Source organism: Arthrobacter bambusae (assembly GCF_022606295.1).
Classification (GTDB): Bacteria; Actinomycetota; Actinomycetes; order Actinomycetales; family Micrococcaceae; genus Arthrobacter; species Arthrobacter bambusae_A.
This window is the reverse complement of the sequence record NZ_JAHHZS010000042.1, coordinates 1-11,991: the sequence shown is the minus strand read 5'-3', so window position 1 is coordinate 11,991 and position 11,991 is coordinate 1. Positions and strand designations below refer to the sequence as shown.

The 11,991-nt window shown below is 64.3% G+C and carries 14 protein-coding genes; 6 read left to right on the top strand and 8 right to left on the bottom strand.

Features of this window, described 5'->3' with window-relative positions; genetic code table 11:
- Positions 1–71: 71 nt before the first annotated feature.
- Together KNN17_RS19775 and KNN17_RS19770 are read right to left on the bottom strand one after the other, a co-directional pair.
- Positions 72–986, bottom strand: a complete 915-nt coding sequence (locus KNN17_RS19775) for an N-acetylglucosamine kinase (RefSeq protein WP_241710574.1) — start codon at positions 984–986, stop codon at positions 72–74.
- A gap of 33 nt (positions 987–1,019) precedes the next feature.
- Positions 1,020–1,994: a LysR substrate-binding domain-containing protein gene (locus KNN17_RS19770; protein WP_241710573.1), complete on the bottom strand. Its 975-nt coding sequence runs from the start codon at positions 1,992–1,994 to the stop codon at positions 1,020–1,022.
- A gap of 114 nt (positions 1,995–2,108) precedes the next feature.
- Here KNN17_RS19770 and KNN17_RS19765 point away from each other — a divergent pair, with 114 nt between their 5' ends.
- On the top strand, positions 2,109–3,359 hold the full coding sequence (locus KNN17_RS19765) for an MFS transporter (RefSeq protein ID WP_372489706.1): 1,251 nt from the start codon (positions 2,109–2,111) through the stop codon (positions 3,357–3,359).
- Between the two features lie 51 nt (positions 3,360–3,410).
- Here the strand turns inward: KNN17_RS19765 and KNN17_RS19760 are convergent, their stop codons facing one another.
- A complete protein-coding gene (locus KNN17_RS19760) occupies positions 3,411–4,382 on the bottom strand; it encodes an MIP/aquaporin family protein (RefSeq protein WP_241710571.1) in 972 nt (323 codons plus the stop codon).
- 135 nt (positions 4,383–4,517) lie between these two features.
- Positions 4,518–5,681, bottom strand: coding sequence for a trans-sulfuration enzyme family protein (locus KNN17_RS19755; RefSeq protein ID WP_241710570.1), 1,164 nt, complete (start codon positions 5,679–5,681; stop codon positions 4,518–4,520).
- A gap of 131 nt (positions 5,682–5,812) precedes the next feature.
- Here KNN17_RS19755 and KNN17_RS19750 point away from each other — a divergent pair, with 131 nt between their 5' ends.
- Positions 5,813–6,316 carry an Lrp/AsnC family transcriptional regulator gene (locus KNN17_RS19750; protein WP_078108298.1) on the top strand — a complete coding sequence of 168 codons (504 nt, stop codon included), beginning with the start codon at positions 5,813–5,815 and terminating at the stop codon, positions 6,314–6,316.
- Positions 6,317–6,350: 34 nt separating this feature from the next.
- On the opposite strand, the gene KNN17_RS19745 is transcribed toward KNN17_RS19750, so the two are convergent.
- The 3 genes from KNN17_RS19745 to KNN17_RS19735 all read right to left on the bottom strand — a co-directional run bounded on the left by KNN17_RS19745 (position 6,351) and on the right by KNN17_RS19735 (position 8,570).
- Entirely contained in the window at positions 6,351–6,578 is a 228-nt protein-coding gene (locus tag KNN17_RS19745) for a 2-nitropropane dioxygenase (RefSeq protein ID WP_241710569.1), read from the bottom strand.
- Positions 6,575–7,240, bottom strand: coding sequence for an ArsR/SmtB family transcription factor (locus tag KNN17_RS19740; protein WP_241710568.1), 666 nt, complete (start codon positions 7,238–7,240; stop codon positions 6,575–6,577). Before KNN17_RS19740 ends, KNN17_RS19745 begins: the two co-directional genes overlap by 4 nt.
- 91 nt (positions 7,241–7,331) lie before the next feature.
- Complete coding sequence (locus tag KNN17_RS19735) at positions 7,332–8,570, bottom strand: MFS transporter (RefSeq protein WP_241710567.1); 1,239 nt, start codon at positions 8,568–8,570, stop codon at positions 7,332–7,334.
- Between the two features lie 169 nt (positions 8,571–8,739).
- On the opposite strand from KNN17_RS19735, the gene KNN17_RS19730 reads away from it, so the two are divergent.
- Genes KNN17_RS19730 through zapE form a run of 4 tightly spaced genes read left to right on the top strand, consistent with a single transcriptional unit; the run spans position 8,740 to position 11,293 of the window.
- Positions 8,740–9,300, top strand: a complete 561-nt coding sequence (locus KNN17_RS19730) for an Lrp/AsnC family transcriptional regulator (protein WP_241710566.1) — start codon at positions 8,740–8,742, stop codon at positions 9,298–9,300.
- 9 nt (positions 9,301–9,309) lie between these two features.
- A complete protein-coding gene (locus KNN17_RS19725) occupies positions 9,310–9,735 on the top strand; it encodes a DUF1761 domain-containing protein (protein WP_241710565.1) in 426 nt (141 codons plus the stop codon).
- A 17-nt stretch (positions 9,736–9,752) separates the two neighbouring features.
- Positions 9,753–10,748: a magnesium/cobalt transporter CorA gene (corA, locus tag KNN17_RS19720; RefSeq protein ID WP_241710564.1), complete on the top strand. Its 996-nt coding sequence runs from the start codon at positions 9,753–9,755 to the stop codon at positions 10,746–10,748.
- Positions 10,748–11,293 carry an AFG1/ZapE family ATPase gene (gene zapE / locus KNN17_RS19715; protein ID WP_241710563.1) on the top strand — a complete coding sequence of 182 codons (546 nt, stop codon included), beginning with the start codon at positions 10,748–10,750 and terminating at the stop codon, positions 11,291–11,293. Before corA ends, zapE begins: the two co-directional genes overlap by 1 nt.
- Before the next feature lie 88 nt (positions 11,294–11,381).
- On the opposite strand, the gene KNN17_RS19710 is transcribed toward zapE, so the two are convergent.
- Positions 11,382–11,528, bottom strand: coding sequence for a lmo0937 family membrane protein (locus KNN17_RS19710; RefSeq protein ID WP_139359721.1), 147 nt, complete (start codon positions 11,526–11,528; stop codon positions 11,382–11,384).
- Between the last annotated feature and the right edge of the window lie 463 nt (positions 11,529–11,991).

Here is an 11,991-nt window from a genome sequence, read left to right as displayed (position 1 = left end):
GTCTCCGCGTGTCGCCGGTCTCTCTCCGGGTCCGCTGGCCGTTTGCGCGTCGCCCCTGGGTCCGTGCCCGGCTAAGGAAGCTCCGCGACAATCCGCGGCACACCGAAAACCGGTTCCTGGTCCAGGACGCGCACATCGGTGATTCCGTGCGCGGCCAGTCCCGCCCGGAATGCGGACTGCAAGGGTTCCACGTTCATCCCGAGCCCGCCGCCAAGAATCACCGGACCGGAGAGGCCCAGTTGCCGGACGGCCTGCGCCGCGAGCTCCGCGAGATCCCGTCCTGCCTGGTCCAGAAGTTGGCGGCTGATCTCGAGCCCCTCGCGTGCAGTCTCGACCACTGCGCTTGCGCGCTGGGCCCAATACCGCCGGTCGGTGTCCTCCGAATGGAAAAGCGCGATGAGTTTGTTTGGATCGTCCACCCCGCAGGATTCCAAAAGGGCCGCTGTGAGGCCATCCGGTTCCAGCCCCTTGTTCATCCTGCGGAGGCTGTGGCGCACCGCCTCACGGCCGAGCCAGTAACCGCTGCCCTCGTCGCCCAGGAGAAAACCCCAGCCGCCGGCACGGGCTTCTTCCCCCTCGGCGTTCTTACCCCAGGCCGCGGATCCGGTCCCGGCGATGACCGCCACTCCCGTGCTGGCCCGGCCTGCCGCCAGCAGGAGGCGGGAATCGTGGACCACCGTGACCTGGGCGCCGGGGACATGGGGTTCGATCAGCTCGGCGAGGGCGCGGGCATCGGCGTCGGTGTCGATTCCGCCTGCGCCGGCGAGGACGCGGTCAACGTCGCCGCCACCGATCATGGCGAAGAGCTCGGCGAGATTCCTGGCCGCCGTCTCCCGGCTGACGTTTTGGACGTTGGAGCTGCCGGTGCTTTCGTCGCGGACCGGTTTGCCGTCTTCGAAACGGACGCCGCGGGTTTTCGTGCCACCGATGTCGAGCCCGATGACCGTTACGTCGGGCCGGGGCGTCGCGTTCTCTGCAGTCTCCACGTCCAAAAGCCTAGCGCGGGCCGCTTGGTGCTCCTATTGGCTTCCGGACCGCGCTTTGACAAGGCCGGCGAGCAGCCCCGGCCCTTCGGAAAGCACGAGTTCGCGGAAAAGCCTGACAGGGTCCGGTTCCTTGCGCCGGTCGCGCCAGGCTATCCCTATCTCCCGGTATGCGAGTTCCGAGTCGAGCGGTACTTCCACCCACCCCAGGTCGGTGGAATCCAGAACCCCTTGGGGTCCCGGACCCAGTCCCCCGGGCGGCAGGATGCTGTACCCCAGGCCGGCGGACACGAGCCCGCGGATGGTGTGCGAATCCTGGCTCTCGAAAGCGACTCTTGGGCGAAAGCCCGCATCCCGGAAGATCGCGTCGGTCAGCGAGCGCAGGCCGAAGCCCGGGCCCATGGAAACGAACGGCTCGTGCTTGAGCTCGGCGAGCCTCACGCTGGGCCGCCGGGCCACTGCATGGCGGTGATGGACCACGAGCCGCAGCGGCTCGCGGTACAGCGCCGCCGAGCCAAGGTTCCTGCCCGGACCCGCCACGGGTGCCGTCAACGCGAAGTCGGCGTCACCGGCGGTGAGTGATTCAAGGCAGGCGGCGCGCGCTCCTTGGCTCAGCTCGAAAGCCGTGGTGGGGTGCCGGCTCCGGAACGCGCTCATGAGGAGTGGCAACGTCGCCTCGCCGAAGGTGTGCTGGAAGGTTACGGCGATTCGACCGCGGACGACGTCGGACTCGTGGCGGACCACGTCGAGCCCCGCTTGGAATTCCGCGAGCGCCGCCTCGATGTAGGGAATCAGCGTCTTCGCGGCAGGGGTCAGGCGGACGCCGCGCCCCTCACGGATCAGGAGCTCGGTTCCGACGACGGCGCTTGCCCGGGCCAGCGCCCGGCTCACCGTCGATTGGGGTACTCCGAGCAGTTCGGCTGTCTCGGTGACATGTTCGGTGCGGCCAAGCTCGGCCAGCAGTGGCAGCAACGGGAGTAATTGGACCAATTGCTTGTGTTCGATGTCCATGCTTGTCCAATCTCAGATCGACCGCCGTGTAAATCATCCAGATCTGCTATCAATCCTAAATAACTAATGCATTGGAGTCATCACTTAGGCTCGCCCTACTGTGGATAGGTGAGTATAAGCGCAACATCCCCGAGCCCTGCCGAGTCCGACTGGGAGGGCCACCTGAAAGGCTCCACCGCGTACCGGCGGATCCTCGCCGGCCTGGCCCTCGCCGGGGTGGCCACCTTCGCGCAGCTGTACTCCACCCAGGCTGTCTTGCCGCTCATGGCGAACGAACTGCACATCACGGCTGCAGAGGCGGCGCTCACCATCTCCTTGGCGACGGTAGGCCTCGCGGCAACGGTGCTGCCTTGGTCTTTCGTTGCCGACAAGATCGGCCGCGTGCGTGCGATGGCCATCGGAATCGCGGCCGCCACCGTCCTGGGCCTGCTTGTCCCCCTCGCTCCCACTTTCCCCCTTGTCCTCGCCTTGAGGGCATTGGAGGGCATGGCCCTCGGCGGTATTCCGGCGATCGCGATCGCCTACTTGAATGAAGAAGTCAACAAAGTGCACGCTGCGCTGGCCGCGGGCAGCTACGTCGCCGGCACCACCCTCGGCGGACTGGCCGGCCGCCTGCTCGCGGGACCCATCGGTGAATTGTGGGGTTGGCGGGCCGCAGCCTTCGCAGTCTCCGTCCTGGCGACAGTGTCTGCCGCCCTGTTCCTGCTGCTGGTCCCGAAGCCGCGACGCTTCACGCCCCGTTCCGCTGGAGGTTTCCGCGGAGCCATGAAGACGCTGGCGGGCCATTCTTCCAATCCGCGGCTGCTGGCCCTATACGTTCAAGCGTTCCTGTTGATGGGTGGATTCGTGGCTGTCTACAACTACCTCGGATTCCGACTCCACGCCGCGCCCTTCGGACTTCCCGCCACGGTCGTCAGCCTGATTTTCCTGGCCTATTTGTCGGGAACCGTGAGCTCCCGCTGGGGAGCCGGCTTGTCCATGCGATTCGGCCGCCGCACGGTCCTGCTCGCCGGGATAGTGACCATGACAGCCGGCCTTGGACTCACCCTGTGGGACAACATCGCCGCCGTTCTGGCCGGCTTGGTGGTCTTCACCGGCGGCTTTTTCGCCGCGCACAGCATCGGTGCAGGTTGGACCGGGACCATCGCGACGAGCGGCCGCGCGCAAGCCGCGTCCTTGTACAACCTCTCCTACTACCTGGGTTCCAGCATCATCGGCTGGGCCGGAGGACTCGCCTTCCAGGCTTTCGGCTGGACGGCGCTCGCCTTGACGGTCATGGCACTGGCGTGCACGACGGCGGTGATCACCGCCGTCGTGCACCGGTCCCCGGCGCGCCAGGTCGCCGTCGTCGGCTCCTCCGCGTGACCGTGCGCGCGCCGCACGGCTCGGCGGATCAGCCCCGGGATTGAGCTATCCCTAGGCTGCTTGCTTAGGTTCGGACGCCCGGGGGATGTCCGCGCCGGTCCGTCCCGGAAGCGTGGGTTCCGCCAGCAGGGTGCGCGCATGGAGCACATCCCCGATAAACCAGTCGTAGATCAGCACACCGATCACTCCACCGACCAGGGGGCCGATGATCGGGATCCAGAAATACCAACTGAACGACCCGTCTACAGTGCCCGGCATCGCCGTCTGGCCCCATCCGGCGAGCCACGCAAACAACCGCGGTCCGAAGTCACGGGCAGGGTTGATCGCGTAACCCGCGTTCGCGCCCACGGACATGCCGATCGCCGCCACCGCCAGCCCGATCATGAACGGACCCAGGTTCGCCTGTACGGCGGTATTGCGCATGTCGATGATCGCCACGACGAACAAAACGAGGAAAGCCGTGCCAACAACCTGATCCACCAGCGGCCCCACGGGATTCCCGTTGAAGTACGGTGCCGGGAACGTGGCGAAAATGGAGTAGGTGGCCAGGCCCTTCGGATCCCCGCGCCCAGTGCCGACTGCCTTGTTATAGGCGTCGATGGCATCGTGGTAGAGCAGGTACACCAGCGCGGCACCGGCGAACGCGCCGACAATCTGGGCAAGGATATAGGGGCCCACCTTCTTCCACGGAAACTTCCGCCGCACCGCGAAAGCGAGCGTCACGGCCGGATTGATGTGGGCCCCGCTGACCCCGCCGCCGACGTAGATTGCCATCGTGACGGCGATGGCCCATCCCCACGTGATCAACAACCAGTCGCCGGCGGCCATGAAGATCGTGGTCGACGTCGCGGCCCGTCCCGAGCCGGGCAAGGCGGCAACTGCCATGGCCACGACGCCGTCGCCGAAAGCGATCAGGACAAACGTGCCGAGGAACTCGGCGAGGAGTTCACCCCAAGTACCACCCAGTTGCTTGAGGCCACTTCCCTTGCGGACTGCATTCCTTAGTGGACTGACATCACTCATTCCGAGTGCCTCCTTGAGTCATCCGATTCACCTTTGGAAATTGACAACCCCAGTAATTTCATGGTAGTGCGAGTGACTCAAGGTAACCAGTCGATTGCCTTGGGTAACCAAGGCTCACGGCAGCTCCGGGACACGCTAACGGGTGGACTCGATAGCCTGGACCAGGTCCTCGATGATGTCGGCCGGATCTTCCAAGCCGATGGAAAGCCTCAGCATGCGCGCCTGGGGCTTGGCCTCCGGGGCCACCGGGCGATGGGTCAGTCCGGCGGGGTGCTGGATCAGCGTGTCGATGCCGCCCAGCGAAACCGCGTGCGTGATGAGGCGGACGGCGCCGGGAATGCGTTCCGCATGCTCGGCCGATTCGAGGTCGAAAGCCATCAATGAGCCCGGGCCGCTCATCTGCGTGCCCACCAAGTGCAGGGGATCGCACTCGGGAAGCCCCGGGTAATAGACCTTTGCGACCAGTTCGTGGCTCGTGAGCACAGCAGCGATCTTGTGGGCGTGGTCCTGCTGGGCTCGCACCCGGATGGGAAGGGTCGCCAGGCCCCGGTGCAACAAGTACGCGGGCCACGGAGTCAGGATGCCGCCGGTCACGGCACGGACCCGGCGCAGCCGCGTGGCCCACTCCACGCTCGTTGCCACGACACCGCCCATGGCATCGCCGTGGCCGCCCAGGAATTTCGTGGCACTGTGGAGCACCATCGCGACGCCGTGCTTGAGCGGTTGCTGGAGGATCGGCGTCGCGAACGTATTGTCCACAAGAACCGGTACGTCTCCGGCGTCGGACACGAGGCGGTTCAGGTCCACGAGGTCCAGGCTCGGGTTCGCGGGGGTCTCCACCACCACCAGGCCGGTGTCCGGACGAAGGGCATCCCGCACGCCGTCGGCGTTGACGAACGTGACCTGGTTGCCAAGCAGGCCGCTGGCCAGCACGTGGTCCGTGCCGCCGTAGAGGGGCCGCACCGCAACCACGTGCGTCTTGCCTTCCGATTGGGCGGCGAGCAGCACCGCGCTGAACGCGGCCATGCCTGAGGCAAAACCGACGGATTGCGCTGCGCCCTCGAGCGCCGCTACGCCGTCTTCGAACCTGGCTACCGTAGGATTCCAGAGACGCTGGTACACGGTGCTTTGATCGTCGAGGGGCACGCCGCCCGTGGCCATCTGCTCGTACGCGAGGCCGCCGTCGTGGACTGAAGGCAAAGGCGCAGTGGTTGAAAGGTCGATGGGAACGGCGTGCACGCCCTGTTCCGTGAGTCCTGTCCGGCCCGCGTGGACTGCGAGTGTGTCGATGGCTGTCACAGTTCTCCTTGAATTATTCACCGTTGAATTCGGTTAGTATCTGGCAATAATTCGGATATTGACAGTGCAAATGAATGGATTGTGCGGAAATTGGCCTCTATGATGAACAGAAAGCACTTTCAGGAGGATCCGTGAGCACCACCCCGAAGAACGTTCGGCCCGTCGGAATCAGCGAGCCTTTGGATGCGATCGACGAACGCATCCTGGCGGCATTGGTTGACGATGCCCGGATCTCCAACAAGCAGCTCGCCGAACTGGTCGGAATCGCACCGTCGACGGCGCTCATGCGCACGCGGTCGCTTTCCGAACGCGGCATCATCGAGGGTTTCGAAGCCGTCCTGAGCCTTCCGGCAATCGGGCGTTCGGTCCAGGCCCTGATCGCCGTGCGCCTCCGCGCCCATGACCGCGACCAGATTGACCGCTTCACAGCCCGGGTTCCCGCGCTCCCCGCAGTGATCTCCACGTTCCACACCTCGGGCTCCGTGGACTACCTTCTGCATATCGCGGTTGCCAACACCGACGACCTTCGCGACTGGGTCCTGGACAACCTCGCGACGGACCCCGTGGTGGGCCACACCGAAACCACCTTGGTCTTTGCCCACATCCAGGGCAACCACGGTCCGCTGCCGGAATAGCTGCCGGCTTGGACCCGGCGTGGATGAGATCGGCTCAGTGACGTGGCTCGAGTCCCGAGTGTGCGGCCCCCAGTGCGTCCCGGCGCAATTCACCGAGTTCCTGCCGGCGAGTGAACGCCGCTCGCTGCATGGCCAGCTCGGCCGGAGGGATGTACCGCCTGCGCTCGGCCCACGAGACCAGGCTGGTTCCGATACCGGCGGCTGCCGACTCCAGCATGGAGGGCCGGCGGTAAGTGCCGCATGATGCGGTGGCAGTGCTCATGATTCTTTCCCTTCGGTGTCTGCTGCCTGCGACTTTGCGTCGCGGGATTTCTTGTCCCCGGCCCACGCCGGGACGCCCAGGATCGGGAATGCGTTGAAGTGGATCTGCACGGGGCGGGCGTCGTCCGCCTCGGGTTCGCTCCTGATGTCTTCCAGGAGCTTGCGGGCGAAGGCTTCCATGGAACGGGAGTAACGGGCGAGCTGCTCGGCTGACATCCTGGCGTTGGCGGTGTTGACGATGGCTGCGTCAAGCCAATCTTCGTCCAGGGAGTCCATCCCATGTGCCATGAAGTCGGCGAGGACTGCTTGCCTGCTCCGTTCAAACTCCCGGGTTACCAGCCGCGATGCCTCCTGCGTTGCCGGTGAATGAGCCAACTCGGGCGAGGTGATCTGGATGGCTCCCCTGGGCCGCTCCCACCACCGCTCCCGCGCAGTCCCCTTGCCTTGCACCTCTTGGACGAAGTCGAATTTGGCAAGTTGCCGCAAGTGGTAGCTCGTGGCGCCACTGGATTCATCGAGGAGCTCGGCCAGGCTGCAGGCAGTCTGCGGCCCGTAACGGGACAGCATCTCGAGAATTTGAACGCGCAACGGGTGCGCGAGCGCTTTGAGGGACGCCGTATCGACCTTGCGGACGGGGAATTCCTGCTCTGGGGCCTTGTCCATGTCGGAAACGATACGCTTGCAAAGAAACCTTTGCAAGCATTTCTTTGCAAATCAATCTTTGCGAACTTGGCTATGCCGGATTAACTGCCGCTCAGCCCTTCCGGAGCACCCTGCGGAGGGACAGGACAGCGAGCACGGCAGCTGCCAGCCCGCACACCACGGTGAAATAGCTGGCAGCGGCGCTCAAGCCGATGACCGAGGCGGCCAGACCCAGCCCGATGACCGGCACGGCACTGCCAAGGTAGGTGATGACATAGACGGTGCTGATGATCTGCGCATGCCGGGACGCCTCCACCTTGCTGGCGACGTCATTGAACACGAGCCGGAAGGCGATCCCCTGCCCGACCCCGGCGGACAGACTCGCCGCCACCAGCAGCACCGGACTGGACAAAGAAGCCGCCACGCCGACCAGCACAATGGACACTCCCAGGACGGCCAGTCCAGCGGGCACGGCGAACCGGCCGCGGACTGTCAGCAATTGGCTGAGAGCGGACGCCCCGAGCGTGAGTCCGGCCAGCAGCCCGGTCATGGGGCGGGAATCGGCGTGCACGACGACGGCGAAGTAGCCGGGCGCAAGCGAAAGGCAGAATCCGAACACGGCAAAGCTGAGGAATCCCACGCTGGAGGCCAGCCAAAAGGCTCCCCTGGCTTCCCGCGAAACGGAGGGTCGCCGCGGGGCAAGCACGGTGTAGGGACGCGGGCCTTCGGCGGGCCGAATCGCCGGACGAGCTTTGAGGAGCCACAGTGGGATCAGCAGAAGAAGCAGGACGGCAGCGTGGATGAAGAACGGCGTTGAGGTAGCGCCCGGGAGCAGCGAGAGCAATCCGCCGATGGCGGGACCCGCGGCCACACCTCCGGAGGACGACAGCAAGGTGAAGCGCGAAGCCCACTCCGGCCGGGACGGAAGCAATTCACGCAAAGCCGCTGAGCTCGCTCCGGTGGCAAGGCCGACGGCGATGCCTTGGAGCATCCGGCCGGCCGAGAGCATCAGGAGATTGTCCGCGTTGGCGAAAACCAGGCCGCCGGCCAAGCCCACGAGGACAGCCAGCACCAGTGCCGCACGCCTGCCGATGTGGTCCGACCAGTGGCCGGCGAGCATCAGCACAGCGACGAGTGCCAGGACGTAGCTTGCAAAGGCAATTGTCACCCCGAGTGAGGTGATCCCCAGTTCCGCCTGAAGCAACGGATACAGCGGACTCGCCAAGTTGGCACCGACCAGGAGCGTGAACATGACGGCGCCGGCCAAAACCAGCCGCGCCGTGGTGGAAGCATCCCAGCCCCAGCGCCCGGCGGTGGCCTGGCGCATGCGGAGTTCGCTAAAGACCGTCATATCCGTGCCTTTGCCTCAGCGGCCGTCACGGAACCTGGCTTTGTTGGCCGGGACTATGCGGCCCAAAATATTTGATGGCAACAGGATGTCGCAAACCTGCTGGATAGATCAGATCTCCATGAAACAATTGATCAGAACAGTCAAAATTGATGTTTGTCGATGACTAAAAATGATCCGGAGTGATGATTTGAACAGCCTCGATCCGACGGACCTGAAGATCCTGCTCGAGTTGATCCGTGATCCCCGGGTACAGATCGGCGAACTTAGCGAGTCCCTGGGGATTGCACGCAACACCGCCCAATCGAGGATGCGCCGCCTGGTCCGCTCAGGCGTACTGAACGACGGCGGCCGCGAGGTCGACCTCGAAAAGGTGGGGTACGACGTCGTCGGCTTCGTGACGCTGGAGGTGACCCACCGGGAACTCGACGGGGTCATCGGAGCCCTCCGCCGCATCCCCCAGGTCCTTGAGGTGCATGAAATTTCCGGGCGGGGCGATCTCCTGTGCCGGGTGGTGGCCACCGACACGCACAACCTGCAAACCGCGCTTCGCTCCATCCTCAGAACCAAAGGCGTCATTCGCACGGAAACGGTCCTTGCCCTGCACACCCATATCCCCTACCGGACAGAACCTCTCATCGGCAGGCTCGTGGGCGCGGCAGAAACGGCCGGGGCTGCCAGACGGGCGAAAACGCAGGTTTCCCCTGATTCGCCGGTCAGCCAAGCCGACTAGGATTCCAGAATGGATTGGCTCTCTTCTCTTCCGCACATCAACTGGCTGGCCATACTCCTGGCATTCTTCTCAAGCATGGTCATCGGATTTGTCTGGTACATGCCGGCGGTCCTCGGCAGACGATGGATGCAGGCCATCGGCAAGACCGAAGAAGACCTCAAGAAGATCGACGGCGGGGCTGGAATCTGGATCCCCATGATGGTTGCCGCAGCACTCACGAGCATTCTGCTGGCCGTCCTCATCGGAAAGCTGGGCGTGCATGGCAGCTTGGCCTGCGGCTTCTTCGCGCTGGTAATTGCTGTCGTCTTCCGCGTGGGCGGCCACGTCATCCACAACGGTTTCGCGGGCAGGCCGTCCGCCGTGACCCTCATCGACTCCGGCCACGACATCGTGGCCATGACCGCCGCCGGGTCAATCATCGGGGCGTTGCAGTAGCGGAGGAGAATAACCTCGTGACCATCATTGACAATGCCGTCTATGTGAACGGTATCCGGACCGCGACTCCGGAAAGCCTTGAGCAAAGCGTTGAAACGCTGGCCGCGCACGGCGGAATGGTGTGGATTGGACTGTACCGGCCGGACGAGACGGAAATGGCGGCAGTGGCTGCCGAGTTCGGCCTCCACCTGCTCGCCGTCGAGGACGCCGTCAATGCCCACCAGCGGCCCAAGCTGGAACGGTACGACAACAACCTCTTCACGGTCCTCCGGCCTGCGAGATACGTTGACGCTACGGAGACCGTGGAGTTCGGTGAACTTCATATCTTCACGGGGAAGAACTTCGTAGTCACGGTCCGGCACGCTGAAACACCCGGGGTGGCCCAGGTCCGTCGCGATCTGGAACAACAACCCGAGCTGCTGCGCCATGGTCCCGAGGCCGTCCTGTACGCATTGTTGGACCAGGTGGTGGACGACTACGGCCCCGTGATCTCCGGGTTGGAAAACGACATCGACGAGATCGAGGACCAGCTCTTCGGCGGCGATCCCCTGGTTTCGCGGCGCATCTACGAACTCGCCCGGGAGGTCATCCAGTTCCAGCGCGCGATCAACCCGCTCCCCGAAATGATGGCCTCCCTGAAGCGCGGGTTCGAGAAATACCGGGTCGACATCGAACTGCAGCGCAAACTCCGCGACGTGGAAGACCACGTCGAGCAGGTAATTTCCCGGGCAAACGGGTTCCGCGACCTGCTCCAAAACGCCCTGACGCTTGACGGGACCTTGACCGCGAACCGGCAAAACGAGGCGAGCGCGGCACAAAACGAACAAACGAAGAAGATCTCCTCGTGGGCCGCGATCTTCTTCGCACCCGCATTCGTGACCGGGCTCTACGGCATGAACTTCGACGTTATGCCTGAACTCCATTGGCCGCTCGGCTATCCCATGGCACTCGGCATGATGGTTCTCGCGGGCTTTGTCATGTGGGTCATCTTCAAGCGGAAGAACTGGCTCTAGTGGCTCCCGGGCAGGATGGCTTCAGCAGGGGCAGGATCATTACCCCCGGAACGCCGGCGCAGCTGGGAGCTTTCGGTTTGTTCCCGCCGTCGAAATCGCAAGAGAGGATCCTCACGCCCACAACGCAACGACTCACCGTCAAAGCGGCCGACGACGTGCTCTGGGTTGGTTTCGCGGAATTGTGCGGAGGCAGGATGTCGACGGCGGACTACCTCGCCTTGGCGGAGGACTACGATGTCTGGGTGATCGACGGTGTACCCTCGCCCACGGTCGAGTCGGCTGCCGGGTCCGCATCGACCTGGCAACGGTTCAGCGATGTGGTGGATGTCCTCTACGACCGGGACATCACGCTGTTCCTGGTCGGACACGGCCCCCTGGACTGGGGCTTAGCCGGTGATCCGGCCCGGGACCCGGAGCATCCGAGTGGCTCCCGGCAGACAACCGCCCAGACCGTTGACATGGCCAGAATCGCGAGCCGCCTGTCGCTCCTGGGCCGGGTGGAAGCCCCGGAGCCTTTTGAAGAAGTAGAGGCCGGGGGCAGCTGAAGGCCGTTCCCCGGAGGAGTCCGGCCCTTAAATGCGCCGCCCCTCCTGGACTTAGGCCCAGGAGGGGCGGCAGCGTGGCAGCTGGAGGCTAGACGCGTGACCTGCCGCGGACGAAGTGGAAGATCAGAACGATCACAGCGACGACCAGAAGGATGTGAATGAGCCCGCCGCCGATGCCGCCGAGCAGGCCGAGAAGCCAGAGAACGGCGATAATGATGGCTATCCAAAGCAACATGTGAATCTCCCTTGTTTGTTTGCGTGCCCTGGCCGGCGGCCTGGGGCATTCATTAGTAAGCATACTTACTATTGAGTGTAAGTAAAGGTGAATGGTGGGTAAGTGCGGTTTTGACGGTCCATGCGTGGTGTGCAGTCACGGACTTCCGAAGCGGTGCGAACGGCCCGCTGCCATGCGCTTGAGCCTGCTTCCTCGAACCTACGTAGGAACTCATCTACAATGTAGACTTTACGCGTAGACTCTAAAGTAAGCAAGCTTATTTTCCCGGCAAGAGCCGCGATGAAACGATCAGATCAGGACGGAACCCCCATGCCTCCCCCAGAGTCTCCGGCCAATTCTTCCGCTGCAGGTGCCGGCGACAAGCCCGCCGGGCAGAAACCCAGGCTGAGCCGGGACCTCGTCCTGTCCACCGCCCTGGCACTGGTGGACGCGGAAGGACTGGACGCCCTCACCATGCGCCGCC

Bases quoted from the DNA above. Each gene is read 5' to 3' on its own strand.
- KNN17_RS19770 (WP_241710573.1), bottom strand. From the start codon at position 1,994: ATGGACATCGAACACAAGCAATTGGTCCAATTACTCCCGTTGCTGCCA.
- KNN17_RS19760 (WP_241710571.1), bottom strand. From the start codon at position 4,382: ATGAGTGATGTCAGTCCACTAAGGAATGCAGTCCGCAAGGGAAGTGGC.
- KNN17_RS19745 (WP_241710569.1), bottom strand. From the start codon at position 6,578: ATGAGCACTGCCACCGCATCATGCGGCACTTACCGCCGGCCCTCCATG.
- KNN17_RS19740 (WP_241710568.1), bottom strand. From the start codon at position 7,240: ATGGACAAGGCCCCAGAGCAGGAATTCCCCGTCCGCAAGGTCGATACG.
- KNN17_RS19735 (WP_241710567.1), bottom strand. From the start codon at position 8,570: ATGACGGTCTTTAGCGAACTCCGCATGCGCCAGGCCACCGCCGGGCGC.
- KNN17_RS19730 (WP_241710566.1), top strand. From the start codon at position 8,740: ATGATCCGGAGTGATGATTTGAACAGCCTCGATCCGACGGACCTGAAG.
- KNN17_RS19725 (WP_241710565.1), top strand. From the start codon at position 9,310: ATGGATTGGCTCTCTTCTCTTCCGCACATCAACTGGCTGGCCATACTC.
- KNN17_RS19710 (WP_139359721.1), bottom strand. From the start codon at position 11,528: ATGTTGCTTTGGATAGCCATCATTATCGCCGTTCTCTGGCTTCTCGGC.